The sequence below is a fragment of the Micromonospora sp. NPDC047548 genome (genome assembly GCF_040642975.1).
Classification (GTDB): Bacteria; Actinomycetota; Actinomycetes; order Mycobacteriales; family Micromonosporaceae; genus Micromonospora.
Map to the genome: position 1 here is coordinate 13,794 of NZ_JBEYTI010000010.1, position 13,759 is coordinate 27,552.

11 protein-coding genes are annotated in these 13,759 nt (G+C 73.6%); 7 read left to right on the forward strand and 4 right to left on the reverse strand.

Annotated elements, in window-relative coordinates:
* The first annotated feature begins 172 nt into the window (after window positions 1-172).
* Complete coding sequence (locus ABZ807_RS13115) at window positions 173-1,312, forward strand: SigB/SigF/SigG family RNA polymerase sigma factor (RefSeq protein WP_357156189.1); 1,140 nt, start codon at window positions 173-175, stop codon at window positions 1,310-1,312.
* A 236-nt stretch (window positions 1,313-1,548) separates the two neighbouring features.
* On the opposite strand, the gene ctaD is transcribed toward ABZ807_RS13115, so the two are convergent.
* The 4 genes from ctaD to ABZ807_RS13135 all read right to left on the reverse strand — a co-directional run bounded on the left by ctaD (window position 1,549) and on the right by ABZ807_RS13135 (window position 6,607).
* On the reverse strand, window positions 1,549-3,543 hold the full coding sequence (ctaD, locus tag ABZ807_RS13120; protein ID WP_357156191.1) for a cytochrome c oxidase subunit I: 1,995 nt from the start codon (window positions 3,541-3,543) through the stop codon (window positions 1,549-1,551).
* Between the two features lie 177 nt (window positions 3,544-3,720).
* On the reverse strand, window positions 3,721-4,173 hold the full coding sequence (locus ABZ807_RS13125) for a DUF4383 domain-containing protein (RefSeq protein ID WP_357156509.1): 453 nt from the start codon (window positions 4,171-4,173) through the stop codon (window positions 3,721-3,723).
* Window positions 4,174-4,281: 108 nt separating this feature from the next.
* Window positions 4,282-5,439, reverse strand: a complete 1,158-nt coding sequence (locus tag ABZ807_RS13130) for a glycosyltransferase (RefSeq protein ID WP_357156194.1) — start codon at window positions 5,437-5,439, stop codon at window positions 4,282-4,284.
* Window positions 5,440-5,626: 187 nt separating this feature from the next.
* Window positions 5,627-6,607 carry a glucosyl-3-phosphoglycerate synthase gene (locus ABZ807_RS13135; RefSeq protein WP_357156511.1) on the reverse strand — a complete coding sequence of 327 codons (981 nt, stop codon included), beginning with the start codon at window positions 6,605-6,607 and terminating at the stop codon, window positions 5,627-5,629.
* Window positions 6,608-6,856: 249 nt separating this feature from the next.
* On the opposite strand from ABZ807_RS13135, the gene ABZ807_RS13140 reads away from it, so the two are divergent.
* The 6 genes from ABZ807_RS13140 (at window position 6,857) to ABZ807_RS13165 (ending at window position 13,753) form a co-directional block, all read left to right on the forward strand.
* Entirely contained in the window at window positions 6,857-7,870 is a 1,014-nt protein-coding gene (locus ABZ807_RS13140) for a Gfo/Idh/MocA family oxidoreductase (protein WP_357156197.1), read from the forward strand.
* Window positions 7,863-8,951, forward strand: a complete 1,089-nt coding sequence (locus tag ABZ807_RS13145) for a zinc-binding dehydrogenase (RefSeq protein ID WP_357156200.1) — start codon at window positions 7,863-7,865, stop codon at window positions 8,949-8,951. Before ABZ807_RS13140 ends, ABZ807_RS13145 begins: the two co-directional genes overlap by 8 nt.
* Window positions 8,952-9,221: 270 nt before the next feature.
* Window positions 9,222-11,513 carry an accessory Sec system translocase SecA2 gene (secA2, locus tag ABZ807_RS13150; RefSeq protein WP_357156204.1) on the forward strand — a complete coding sequence of 764 codons (2,292 nt, stop codon included), beginning with the start codon at window positions 9,222-9,224 and terminating at the stop codon, window positions 11,511-11,513.
* Between the two features lie 179 nt (window positions 11,514-11,692).
* The gene (locus ABZ807_RS13155; protein ID WP_357156207.1) at window positions 11,693-12,433 is read left to right on the forward strand and encodes a GAF and ANTAR domain-containing protein; all 741 of its coding nucleotides are present in this window, start codon (window positions 11,693-11,695) and stop codon (window positions 12,431-12,433) included.
* Window positions 12,434-12,500: 67 nt separating this feature from the next.
* Complete coding sequence (locus tag ABZ807_RS13160; protein WP_357156210.1) at window positions 12,501-12,839, forward strand: hypothetical protein; 339 nt, start codon at window positions 12,501-12,503, stop codon at window positions 12,837-12,839.
* Window positions 12,840-12,994: 155 nt separating this feature from the next.
* Window positions 12,995-13,753 (forward strand): class I SAM-dependent methyltransferase, encoded by a 759-nt coding sequence (locus ABZ807_RS13165; RefSeq protein WP_357156213.1) that lies wholly within the window; start codon window positions 12,995-12,997, stop codon window positions 13,751-13,753.
* The last annotated feature ends 6 nt before the right edge of the window (window positions 13,754-13,759 follow it).

Sequence of the window (13,759 nt, forward strand, 5' to 3'; positions counted from 1 at the left end):
AACACCGCTCGCTGCGACGGCCGGACCACGGCGCGCAGCGCGCTGCCGTCGCTCCCGCGCGCCCGGTGACACCGGCGCGTCACGTGACCCAACTTCCGGCCCGGTGCGTGGCCCGACCACGCGCACGACCGGCTCCGATCCCGGGCGGGGGACCTTCCTGAGGGAGGCGCGGATGTTCGGACAGACCACCACGACCACACCACCGCCGACGGACCGCGGTCTGGAGGACCTGGACGCGGCCGCCCTGGCCTACGCGGCGCGGATCGCGGGCCTGCCACCCGAGCGGCGGCAGGAGGCGCGGGACGACCTCGTCCGGTTCGCCCTGCCCTTCGCCGGCCGGCTCGCCAGGCGCTACCGGGGGCGTGGTGAGCCGCTGGAGGACCTGGAGCAGGTGGCCCGTCTCGGCCTGGTCAACGCCGTCGACCGGTACGACCCCGAGCGTGGTTCGTTCACCGCTTACGCGGCGATCACCATCGTCGGCGAGATCAAGCGGCACTTCCGGGACCGCACCTGGGGGGTGCACGTGCCCCGCCGCCTGCGCGACCTGATTCTGGAGGTCGGGCAGGCCACCGCGGCGCTGACCGGCGAGCTGTCCCGGGCGCCGACCGTGGCGGAGTTGGCCGAGCGGCTGGAGACCCCGGAGGAGGAGATCCTCGCCGCGCTGGAGTCCGCCGCCGGCTACAGCCCGGCCTCGCTCAACGCGCCCGTCGGCGGGGAGAGCTCGGCGGAGTTCGGCGACCTTGTCGGCGAGTCGGACAACGCGCTCGAATCCGTCGACGACCGGGTGACGGTCAGCGGGCTGCTGCACCGGCTGCCCTGGCGGGAGCGGCGCATCCTGGCCATGCGGTTCTACGGCAACCAGACCCAGGCGGAGATCGCCGCCCGGTTCGGCATCTCCCAGATGCACGTCTCCCGGCTGCTGTCCCGCGCGCTGACCTGGCTGCGCCAGGCGATGCTCGCCGACGCGCCGCCGCCCTGGCAGAACGGCGCCGCCGAGTCCGACACCGGCCGGAACCGGATCGCGCTGAAACGCACCGGTGACCGGGTGGTGGTCGAGGTGGGCGGCGAGATCGACCGGGACGGCGCCGACCAGCTGCGTCGGGTGATGCTGGAGGCGGTCACCGGCCAGCCCCGCGAGGTGGTGGTCGACCTGGACGGCGCCGGCGGCGTCGACGCCGGGGGGATCGCCGCCCTGATGGCTGGCCGGGACGCGGCGGCCCGCACTGGCGTCCCGCTGCGGCTGACCCGGGTCCAACCGGCGGTACGCCGTTCGCTCACCGCCGCCGGCCTGCCCGCCACCGCCGACGCCTGAGTCCCGCCCGCCCGACCCCGGTACGCCCGCCGTCCCGGGGTCGCCAGCGTGGCCGTGCCGTGCGTGGTGGGGCCGGGTGACGTGGTGGGTCCCTCGGTCGACGCCGCACCGCCGGCGACCGGTGGAGGTCCCGCGTTCCTGGTCGCCAAGGGGTGGTGGCGGGCAACCCGATGCCGGCGGTGTCCACCGGCAGGGGCCGGCACCGTCGCGGTGCCGGCCCCTCCCGGTTGCCCCGGTCAGTGCTCCTCGGTGTCGTCCTTGCGGTGCGGGTGTCGCCACCGCTCGTTCTCCTGCGGCGCCCGTTCCGCGGCGGGCTCCGGCGCGTCGGTCTGCTCGAAGCTGGGCCGGCGCACCTCCTCCGGCTCCGGCACCTCCACCGGCCGGGCGCCGAACTGCGGGGCGGGATGGAAGTCCACCGCCTCCCGGGCGCCGTGCGCGCCCTCGACCGCCGGCGACTCCGGGACGTGCCGCTCGTGCCGCAGCTCCTCGTGGAACTGCTGGGGCGGGCGGGTGGTGCGCTGCGGCAGGTCGCGGCCCAGGTCGGCGACGAGCGAGCCGTACTTGGCGTCGAACGCCGGGCGCTCGGAGCGGATCCGGGGCATCCGGTCGAAGTTGCGCAGCGGGGGCGGGCAGGTGGTCGCCCACTCCAGCGAGTTGCCGAAGCCCCACGGATCGTCCACGGTCACCAGCGCACCGTACCGCCAGGTTTTCCAGACGTTGTAGATGAAGAACAACGTGGACGCGCCGAGCACGAACGAGCCGATGCTGGAGATCGTGTTGAGCACGGTGAAGCCGTCGCTCGGCAGGTAGTCGGCGTACCGCCGGGGCATGCCCTCATTGCCCAGCCAGTGCTGCACCAGGAACGTGCCGTGGAAGCCGACGAACATCGTCCAGAAGTGAATCTTGCCGAGCCGTTCGTCGAGCAGCCGTCCGGTCATCTTGGGGAACCAGAAGTAGACCCCGGCGAAGGCGGCGAACACGATGGTGCCGAAGAGCACGTAGTGGAAGTGGGCGACCGCGAAGTAGGTGTCGGTGACGTGGAAGTCGGCCGGCGGGCTGGCCAGCAGCACCCCGGTGAGGCCGCCGAGCAGGAAGGTGACCAGGAAGCCGACGGCGAAGAGCATCGGCGTCTCGAAGGTGAGCTGTCCCTTCCACATGGTGCCGATCCAGTTGAAGAACTTCACGCCGGTCGGTACGGCGATCAGATAGCTGAGGATGCTGAAGAAGGGCAGCAGCACCTGGCCGGTGGCGAACATGTGGTGCGCCCAGACGGTCATCGACAGCACGGTGATCGCGATGGTGGCGAGCACCAGACCGGTGTATCCGAAGATCGGCTTGCGGGCGAAGACCGGGATGACCTCGGTGACGATGCCGAAGAACGGCAGCGCGACGATGTAGACCTCGGGATGGCCGAAGAACCAGAACAGGTGCTGCCACAGCATCGGCCCGCCGGTGGCCGCGTCGAACACGTGCGCGTTGAGCAACCGGTCCGCGGCCAGCGCCAACAGCGCGGCGGCCAGCAGGGGGAAGACCAGGATCACCAGGACGCTGGTCAGCAGCATGTTCCAGGTGAAGATCGGCATCCGGAACATGGTCATTCCCGGTGCCCGCAGGGTGAGCGTGGTGGTGATCATGTTGACCGCGCCGAGGATGGTGCCCAGGCCGGAGAGGACCAGCCCCATCACCCACATGTTGGCGCCGACGCCCGGGGAGTTCTCCACGTTGCTCAGCGGGTTGTACGCGGTCCAGCCGAAGTCGGCCGCCCCGGCTGGAGTGGCGAATGCGGCGACCACGATGGTCCCGCCGAACAGGTAGAGCCAGTACGCCAAGGCGTTGAGGCGGGGGAACGCGACGTCCGGCGCGCCGATCTGCAACGGCACGATGTAGTTGCCGAACGCGAACACCAGCGGCGTCGCGAAGAGCAGCAGCATGATCGTGCCGTGCATGGTGAACATCTGGTTGTACTGCTCGGGGGAGAGGATCTGCAGGCCCGGCCGGGCCAGTTCGATCCGGAGCAGCAGGGCCAGCACGCCGCCGATGATGAAGAACCCGAACGAGGTGATCAGGTACAGCAGGCCGATCTGCTTGGCGTCGGTCGTGCCGAGCAGCTTGACCAGTTTGTTTCCCGGCAGGGCCGGCCGGACCGGGCCGGGATAGCCGCCGAACCGCGCCGGTGCCAGAATCGCCGGCCCCCGGTCCCGTGCCGGCTCCGTGGTCACCCGTCTGGGCATTGGCTCTCACCCCGTCACGACAGAAAGGACGGGCGCGATACCCACCCCTGCCCATGTAACCAGGCGAGAGAGGTAATTTCGGGTCAATTCGCCGGTACGACGCTCGCGTGCTCAGGTCCAGCCAGGTACCCGGGGATCCGGCGGGGTGAAACCGGACGATCGGATGCCGGCGCCCGGTCAGCGGCGATCCCCGTCCCGCCCGGCGAGCAGGCCGAGCGCGAGCATCCCGAGCCCGAGCCCGAGGTGCAGCGCGTCGTCGGCGGCGTTGACCGGGATGACGTTCGCCGCGCTGGGGTGGTCGACGGCCAGCCCGTAGAGCCAGAGCACGAGGTAGACCGCCCCGCCGCCGACCAGGTACGCGCGTGCCAGCCCGACCGTCCGCGACAGCGCCAGGCCGGCCACCCCGAAGCCCAGGTGCAGCAGGTTGTGCAGCACCGACACCTGGAACACCCCGAACAGTTCGGCGCCGGACTGGTGCCCGGCCAGCCGCAGGTCGCCGTAGTCGCTGGTGATCCCGGGCAGGAAGCCGAGGGCCCCGACCAGCAGGAACACCGTCCCGACGGTGGCGGCGGCCCGGCGTACCGGCGCGCGGCCGTCCGCCGGGTTGCGCCGGGCCCGGGAGTGCGCCATCGGACCGGCCATCGCGGGGCTCCCTCCGTCGCGTCGTGGCGTTCCCTCCCGTCGGCACGACAAACGGGCGGACCACGCCGGCCCGGGCCACAGGAGCCGGGGTACGCCTCAGGCGACCTGCAACTGCCGGGACGGGACGCCCTGGCGGACCCGCTCGTACAGGTCGACGTAGCGCTGCGCCATCACCGCCGGGGTGAACCGGGTCGCGGCCTCGCGCCGGCAGTCGTCCGCGTCGAGCACGCTGGCCGCCAGCAGCAGGTCGCCCAGCTCGTCCTCGTCGGTGGTGAGCAGGCCGGTGCGCCCGTGCTCGATCAGCTCCGGCAGGCAGCCGCGGGCGGTCGCCACCACCGGCGTGCCCAGCGCGAGGGACTCCACCACGGCGGTGCCGCCCGGTTCCTCCCACCGCAGCGGGAACAGCGAGGCCTTCGACCCGGCCAGCAGGTCGTCACGCTCCTGCCCGGCCACCGTGCCGACCCAGCGGACCAGGTCACCGTCGACGTGCGGGGCCACCTCGTCGTAGAAGAAGCGCACGTCCGGGTTCTGTCGGGCCTCGTCCCCGGCCGCGGCCAGGTCCTCCGGGCGGTGGTACGGCCCGACCGGCCCGGCGAGCACCAGCGGCACCCCGACCCGCTGGGCCAGCCGGGCGCCCACGTCCTGCCCCTTGCCCGGGTTGATCCGGCCCAGGATGATCGTGTGGTCGCCCTTGTCGGGGCGCGCCGCGCGGTCCGCCCCGACGGCCAGCGGGGTGGACAGGTGCACGTGCCCCACCGAGTGTTCCCGCAGTGCCCGGGGGGCGCGGGCCAGCTGGGAGGCGGAGACACCGTTGACCCGGACCCGGTCACCGGCGTCGAGGTTGCCGTAGAGCTCGGGGTGTTTGGCCAGGTCCCAGTGCAGGGTGTGCAGCACCGGCGGGGCGTCCGGCCCCATCGCGGCCAGCGTGGCCAGCCCGACCGCCTCCACGTGGTCGTGCACCAGGTCGATGTCGTCGCGGCGGTGCAGCTGGCGGACCACCCCGTTGAGGTGGGCCTGGGAGATCCCGCAGACCTGGTTGTAGGGCCGCTGCAGGGCGTGGAACTGCCCGTCGGGGAAGACGGAGAACTTCTCGTCCGCCGGCAGGGTGCTGGTGTCGACCGAGGCCAGCACCACCCGTACGCCGAGGCGCCGCAGCTCCGGCACCAGGGTGGCGATGACGTTCTCGATCCCGCCGTAGCCGGGGGGCGGCACGGACAACCAGGGGCCGGCGTTCATCAGGACGGTGAGACTCATCGCGCTGTTGTCCTTTCCCTCGGCGGGGCCCCCGTCGGCCGTCCGCTCTCCGCCACCGGCCGGGCCGCGCGGCCCGCCGTCGGGTACCGGTCGCGGCGACCGGAGCCGCACGCCGCCACCGCCCTGCCGTCGGTGTCGCCGGGCGGCGCCACGACGCGGAGCGCGACGGTTCGCCCGCCGCGCCCGCTCACGCCGCCACCCGCCGGCGCGGCACCCGGTGCCGCAGCTGCGCCAGCGGCGGGCGCTCCTGCACCGAGACGTCGCTGACCACGATCTCCCGGTCCAGATTGGGCAGCGCGTCCGTGCCGCCCCGGCGGAACTGGGTGAGCGTCGTGGCCGGCGTGGTGCCGGGGCTGGCCCAGCCGCGACGCTGCAACCGCGACCAGGCGGTGTGCATGATCTGCGCGGACATCCGGCCCAGCGCCGCGGTGTCCTGGTGGCGGTGCTTGCGCTCGCCGAGGTCCACCTGGGCGAGGGCGTCCAGGCCGACCAGCTCCAGCAGGTCGATCAGCATCGCCGTCTCCACCCCGTAGCCGGAGACGAACGGCACCTGCTCCAGCACCTCCCGGCGGCCGGCGTACTCGCCGGCGAGGGGCTGCACGAAGCCGGCCAGCTCCGGCCAGAAGAGGTTGAGCAGCGGGCGGGCCATCAGTTCGGTCACCCGCCCGCCGCCGTCGGCCTCCACGCTGGCGGCGCCGACCAGGGGCCGGTGGTAGAAGCCCTTTACGAAGTCCACCGACGGGTCGGTCAGCAGCGGTCCGATCAGGCCGGTCACGAAGTGCGGACGGAACTCGCGCAGGTCTGCGTCGAGGAAGGCGACCACGTCGCCCTCGGCGGCGGCCAGGCCGGCCCAGAGCGCGTCGCCCTTGCCGGTCAGCCGGGGCAGCCCCCGGGTCATCGCGTCCTGGCTGACCACCTCCGCGCCCGCGGCGCGGGCCACCTGGGCGGTCCGGTCGGTCGACCGGGAGTCCACCACGATCAGCTCGTCGACCAGGGGGATCCGGTCGATCAGGTGTTCGCGGATCGTCGACACGATCGCGCCGACGGTGGCCTCCTCGTTTCGCGCCGGCAGCACCACACTGACCCGGCTGTCACCCTTGGCGCAGATCAGCCGGCGGGCCGGCCAGTCGTCGGCCGAGGTCGTTCGGTACGTGGCCCATGCCTCCACCACAGGTGAGACGATCGAATCTGTATCCCGCACTGGCACACCCCCAGATTGTGGCGGAAACGCGGAGGTGTTTTCCCATCTCCGCTCGCGCGCTAACCGGATCATGCCTACCAGCTTGATCACGGACCGTGCACCGCCCGGTTTTCGCCAGCTGAACGGTTCATTGCCGGACCCGTCGGGTTTCGCGTTCCGGTGCGGCGGGGAGAGCTGTTCCGGCTGGTCGTGAAACGCGTCGAGAGGGTCGGTGGGATGCGCAGGTGCCGGGTGGGACTGGTAGGGGCCGGCGGGGTGGCGCAACGCCACGCCCGCGTGTTGGGCGGTTTCGAGGGCGTGGAACTGCTCGGGGTGACCGACGTGGCCCGGGACGCGGCGGCGGAGTTGGCCGGCGCGCACGGCGGTCGGGCCTTCGCCGACGTGGACGAGCTGCTCGCCGCCGGGCCGGACGCGGTGTACGTCTGCGTGCCGCCGTTCGCGCACGGGCCGGTGGAGGAGGCGGTCATCGCGGCCGGCGTCCCGATGTTCGTGGAGAAGCCCGTCGCGGTCGACCTGGACACCGCCGAGCGGATCGCCGCGCTGGTCGAGCGGAAGCGGCTGCTCACCGCCGTCGGCCACCACTGGCGGTACCTGCACGTGGTGGAGCAGGCCCGCCAGCTGCTGGCCGACCGGCCGGTGCGGATGGTCAACGGCGCCTGGCTGGACAAGGTCCCGCCGGTGGCCTGGTGGGCGGTGCGGGACCGCTCCGGCGGTCCCGTCGTCGAGCAGGCCGCGCACGTGCTGGACCTGGTCCGGGCGCTGGTCGGCGAGGCGGTCGAGGTGACCGCGTACGGCAACGGCACCCCGCCGCCCGTCGAGGGCGCCGACATCGACTCGGTGACCGCGGCCACCCTGCGCTTCGCCAACGGGGCGGTGGGCACCCTCGCCGCCGGCTGCGTGCTGACCTGGAAGCACCGGGCGGGGCTGGAGATCCTCGCCGACGGGCTGGCGCTGTCGCTCGCCGAGGGCGGCCTGGTGATCCGCGACGCCGACGGTGAGCGCCGGATCTCCTCCGACCCGGACGGCGCCCGGATCGCCGTCGACCGGGCCTTCGTCGACGCGGTGACCGGCGTCGGCGACGACGTCCGGGTGCCGTACGCGGAGGCACTGCGTACCCAGCGGCTGGCCCTGGCGCTCGCCGAGTCGGCCCGCACCGGCCGGGCCGTGACCCTGCCGACCGGCCCGGCGGCCGCGCCGCTGGCCGGCGTGGCGGTGAGCGTCGATGCGTGACAAGGTCGTGGTGGTCAGCGGACCCGGCGCGGTCGAGCTGGTCGAGCAGGACGCCGCCGAGCTGCGCGAGGGCACCTTCCGGGTGGAGACGCTCTACAGCGGCGTCTCCGCCGGTACCGAGCTGAGCTTCGTCAAGGGCACCAACCCCTATCTCAACGTCACCTGGAACCCGGACCTGGGCCTGTTCCAGCCCGGCGGGGCGAGCACCCCGTACCCGGTCACCCGGCTCGGTTACATGCAGGTCGGTCGGGTGGTGGAGAGCCGTACCCCGGCCGTCGCGGTCGGCACGGTCGGGGCGATGACCTACGGCCACCGCAGCGGCCACGTGGCCGACCCGGTCGCCGAGCGGTTCGTCCCGCTCCCCGACGACCTCGACCCGCTGCTCGGCGTCTACGTCGCTCACATGGGCCCGATCTGCGCCAACGGCCTGCTGCACGCCGCCGCCGACCTCTGCGGCACCGACGTGCGCTCGCTCGGCGACGGGGTGCGCGGCCGGCGGGTCGCGGTGGTCGGCAGCGGCGTCGTCGCCCTGCTCACCGCCCTGTTCGCCCGGCGTCACGGCGCCGCGTCGGTGGTGGTGCTGGACCGGACGCCGCAGCGGCGGCAGGTCGCCGAGGCGCTCGGCCTGGAGACCCTCGACCCGGAGGCCCACGACCCGGCCGTGGTGCTCAAGACCCGCTGGAGCCACGCCGCCGGGGACCGGGGCGCCGACGTGGTGTTCCAGTGCCGTGGCCAGGCGTGGGCGCTGCAGCTGGCGCTGCGCCTGCTGCGCCCGCAGGGCACGGTGATCGACCTGGCCTTCTACCAGGACGGCGCGGACGCCGTCCGGTTCGGCGAGGAGTTCCACCACAACGGGCTCTCGCTGCGCTGCGCCCAGATCGGGCGGGTGCCGCGCGGGCTCGCGCCGACCTGGGACCGGGAACGGTTCTCCGCCGAGACCATCGAGCTGCTGCGGCAGTACGGCGACGTGATCCGCAAGCACCTCGTCTCGGCGGTGGTGCCGCTCGAGGAAGCGCCCGCCCTGCTGACCGACCTGGCCGAGCGGCGCCGGCAGGAACTCCAGGTGGTGCTGACCTGCTGACCCCGGGCACCGGTGCCCCGGCTGGCCACGGTCGTCGACGCCGACCAGATCGTGGTGCTCGACGGGCGGCCGGGCGGTCGCGGTCGGCACCCACGACGAATTGACCGTCACCGGTCCGCTCTGCCGCGAGCCGGCCGCCCACCAGTTGCTGGCGAGCTGACCCGGTCCGCCGTCTCTGACCTGCCCGGACGGGCGCAGACGGGGACGCCCGGGACGCCCCGGACGAGCCGGGCAGCGACGACCCGGCCGGTTCGCGTACCGTTGCCGCTCATGGGTGTGTCGCAACGGTTGAAGAGCAGGTTCCGGCGGTTCCTCCAGCGCCCGGGGACGACGGTCGACCTGGCCCCGCTGGAGAAGTTGCTGCCGCAGATCGCCGCGCGCGAGGAGGAGCTGTCCGCCCTCGACGACGCCGCGCTCACCGAGGCCGCCGGTGCCGCCACGGAGTACGTGGAGATCTGCGCGATCGGCCGGGAGGCCGCCCGCCGCGGGCTGGACCAGCGGCCGTACGACGTGCAGCTGCTCGGCGCGATGGCGCTGCTCTCGGGCAAGGTCGCCGAGATGGCCACCGGTGAGGGCAAGACGCTCACCGCCACCGTCGCCGCGTACGGGCACGTCCGGCTGGGCAACGGGCCCGTGCACGTGCTCACCGTCAACGACTACCTGGCCCGCCGCGACGCCGAGTGGATGGCGCCGGTCTACGGGCTGCTCGGGCTCACCGTCGGCTGGGTCAACGAGGCCTCCACCCCCGGGGAGCGGCGCGCCGCCTACGCCTGCGACGTCACCTACGTCTCGGTCAGCGAGGCCGGCTTCGACTTCCTGCGCGATCAGCTCGTCACCGACCTCGCCGACCGGGTCCAGCCGCCGCTGAAGACCGCGATCGTCGACGAGGCCGACTCGATCCTGATCGACGAGGCCCGGGTGCCGATGGTGCTCGCCGGCGCGGTCGCCGGCGAGCAGGACCCGGCGCACGCCGCCGCGGCGCTGGTGCGCGGCCTGCGCAAGGGCAAGCACTACACCGTCGCCGAGGACGGCCGCAGCGTCGCGTTCACCGCCGCTGGCCTGGCCACCGTCGAGGCGAAGCTGGGCGGCATCGACCTGTACGACACCGAGCACGTCGGGCAGCTCTCCGCCGTCAACGTGGCGCTGCACGCGCACTCCCTGCTGCACCGCGACGTCGACTACATCGTCCGGGACGGCTCGGTCGAGCTGATCGACGAGATGCGCGGCCGGGTGGCCCAGCGTCGCCGCTGGCCGGACGGCCTGCAGGCTGCGGTCGAGGCGAAGGAGGGCCTCGACGCCACCGCCGAGGGCGAGGTGCTGGGCACCATCGCCGTGCAGGCGTACATCGCGCTCTACCCGACGGTCTGCGGGATGACCGCCACGGCGGTGCTGGTCGGCGACCAGCTGCGCGAGTTCTTCGGCCTCGAGGTGGCGGTGATCCCGCCGAACACCCCCTGCGTCCGCCAGGACGAGCCGGACCGGATCTACGCGACCCGGGCGGAGAAGGAGGAGGCGCTGATCGACGAGATCAAGCGCTGCCACTCCGCAGGCCGGCCGGTGCTGGTCGGCACCCTGGACGTCAAGGAGTCCGAGGGGCTGGCCGCCGGCCTGCACGCCGCCGGGGTGCCCTGCGTGGTGCTCAACGCCAAGAACGACGACGAGGAGGCGGCGATCATCGCCGAGGCCGGCGCGTACGGCGCGGTGACCGTCTCCACCCAGATGGCCGGCCGGGGCGTGGACATCCGGCTCGGCGGCAGCGACCAGTCCGACGGGGAGCGGGTGGCCGAGCTGGGCGGCCTGTACGTGATCGGCAGCGGCCGGCACGACAGCCGCCGGGTCGACGACCAGCTCCGTGGCCGGGCCGGCCGGCAGGGCGACCCGGGCGGGTCGGTCTTCCTCGTCAGCCTGGAGGACGACCTGGTGGTCCGGCACGCCGGCGACACCGTCCCGGCCTCGCCGCGGATGAACGCCGACGGCCTGGTCACCGACGAGCAGGTCGACTACGCCGTGGAGCACGCCCAGCGGGTGGCCGAGGGCGTCAACCACGAGATCCACCGCAACACCTGGCGGTACAGCGTGGTGATCGAGCAGCAGCGCAAGGCCCTCGCCGAGCGCCGGGAGCGGCTGCTCACCAGCGACGTGGCCGCGCTGATGCTGCTGGACCGGGTGCCGGAGAAGGCCGGCGAGATGGACGAGGACCTGCTCGCCCGGGTCGCCCGGTCGATCGCCCTCTATCACCTCGACCGGCTCTGGGCCGAGCACCTGGCCGAGCTGTCGGAGGTCCGCGAGGGCGTGCACCTGCGGGCGCTGGGCCGCCTCGACCCGCTGGACGAGTTCCACCGGTCGGCGGTGCCGGCGTTCAACAACCTCGTCCCCGAGATCGAGACGCGGACCATCGCGACCTTCGAGGAGACCGAGTTCGCCGAGGACTGGGAGCCGGATGCCGCCAAGCTGGTCCGGCCGAGTGCCACCTGGACGTACCTGGTCCACGACAACCCGTTCGGCTCGGAGCTGGACCGGCTGATCGCCTCGGTCGGCCGGCGGCTCTCCGCCGCGCGCTGAGCGCGAACCGAGGGGTCCCTTCCGGCGCGGCAACACGCCGGAAGGGACCCCTTTACGCGGTTTCGACCCGGGTTTGCGAGGGTAGTAGCCCGGGGCTCATGAGTCAGGGGAGATCACACGATGAGACAGGCAATGGGGCCGGTCGTCGGGGCGGGTCGGTGCGCGGGGGCCGTGCGCCGGTGAACCTGGACACGCGGGAGCCGACGATAGACACCCTCGGCGTGCTGGAGACCGCCGCCCTGCTGCGCGAGTTGACCGCCGGTCTTATCGCGGCCGACGACTTCGACGAGGCGCTGGCCCGGCTGGTGCGCATCGCCCGGGACGCCGTACCGGAGGTGACCTGGTGCGGTTTCACCGCGCTGCGCGCCGGGGAGCCGGCCGGGGTGGCGGCCTCCGACCCGCGCCTGGCGGAGCTGGACGACCTGCGGCACGGCCCGGAGTCGCCGGCGATGAGCGCCGTCCGGCGCCGTGAGATGACCGTCGCCCAGGACCTCGCCGCCGAGGAGCGCTGGCCGGGCTGGACGGCCCGGGCGCGTGGCCTCGGGGTGCGTGGGGTGATCTCCGCGCCGGTCGACGTCGACGAGCAGGCCATCGGAGTGATCAACCTCTACACCGACTCCGGCGGCACCTTCAGCGCCCGGCACCAGCTCACCGCGATGCTGCTCGCCGAGCACGCCGGCCTGCTGCTGGCGGCGGTCCGCGACCGGGCCAAGCAGGCCGAGCGGGCCGGTGAGCTGGACGAGTCGCTGCTCGCCGAGGGCGTCGTCGGCCAGGCGATCGGGGTGATCATGATCCAGCGCGGGTGCCCGGCGCCGGAGGCACTCGACGTGCTGCGCAACGCCGCCTCCTCGCTGGACATCCCGCTGCGCGAGGTCGCCGAGCGGCTGGTCGCCACGGTGTCCCGTCCCCGGGAGGGTTGAGCGCGTTGTTCGCCGCACTGGCGTAGCACCCTGGATTCGTGAGCTGATCCGATCCCGGGAGGAACCGATGGAGAGCCGGCTGCGGGTGCAGGGACATCCGATCCAACCGATGCTGGTGACGTTCCCGTTCGGGCTCTTCGTCAGCGCCGCCGTCTTCAACGCGGGCATGGCCGCGCTGTTCCTGCTGGCCTGCCTGATCCGGGCCGACGCCCCGCAGCGCGGCGCCACCGGGGTCCTGGTCGTCACCGAGCTGGTCGCCCTGGCGGTCGGCGCGGTCGGGGTCCGGCTCGGCGCGCGCCTGATGCGTGAGTTCGACACCGCCCGCCGCGAGCCCAGCGGCTTCGAGGCGTTGGACGGCGTGCCCGCCGCCGGCTCCACCGTGGAGATCATCCGCCCGCGCGCCTGATCCTGCGCCGGGCGCGCGGTACCCGCGCCGCGCGCCATCTCGGTCAACTGGCGGGTTGCGCTTGGCGCGGATGCCGCCCCGTCCCCGATCTGGAGTCGATCGACGCCGGTCAAATCCGGTTGCCGGCCGCCCATCGGGCGGGGCAGGGTGGCCGGATGGCAGAGCGCACCTTCGCCGAGCTGGTCGCCGAGGCGGCCGCCGCGCCCGTCGACGGTTGGGACTTCTCCTGGCTGGACGGCCGGGCCACCGAGGAGCGCCCGCCCTGGGGCTACACCCGGCTGGTGGCGGCCCGGATGGCGGCGGCCCGCACCGCGCTGGACGTCGACACCGGCGGGGGAGAGGTGCTCGCCGGGGTGCCGGCCCCGCCGCCGCTGCTGGTCGCCACGGAGGCCTGGCCGCCCAACGTCGCGGTCGCCCGGCGTACGCTGCGCCGGGTTGGCGCCAGCGTCGTCCAGGTGGGCCCGGCGTCGGGGCTGCCGTTCCGCGACGGCTCCTTCGACCTGGTCACCAGCCGGCACCCGGTCGCCACCGGGTGGGCCGAGATTGCCCGGGTGCTGCGGCCGGGTGGGGCGTACCTGTCCCAGCAGATCGGTCCGGGCACGATGCGCGAGCTGAGCGAGGCGGTCCTCGGCCCGCTGCCGCCGCCCGACACCCGCCACCCCGAGCAGGCCGTCGCCGCCGCCGAGGCCGCCGGCCTGACCGTGGCCCGCCTCGAACAGGCCACCCTGCGGGCGGTCTTCCACGACGTCGGCGCGGTGGTCTGGTTCCTGCGCAAGGTGGTCTGGACGGTGCCGGACTTCGACGTGGACCGGCACCGGCCGCAGCTCGCCGCGCTGGACCGGCGGATCCGCACGGAGGGGACCCTCGTCGCGCACGCCCGCCGCTTCCTGATCGAGGCGGTCCGGCCGGCCTGACCGGCG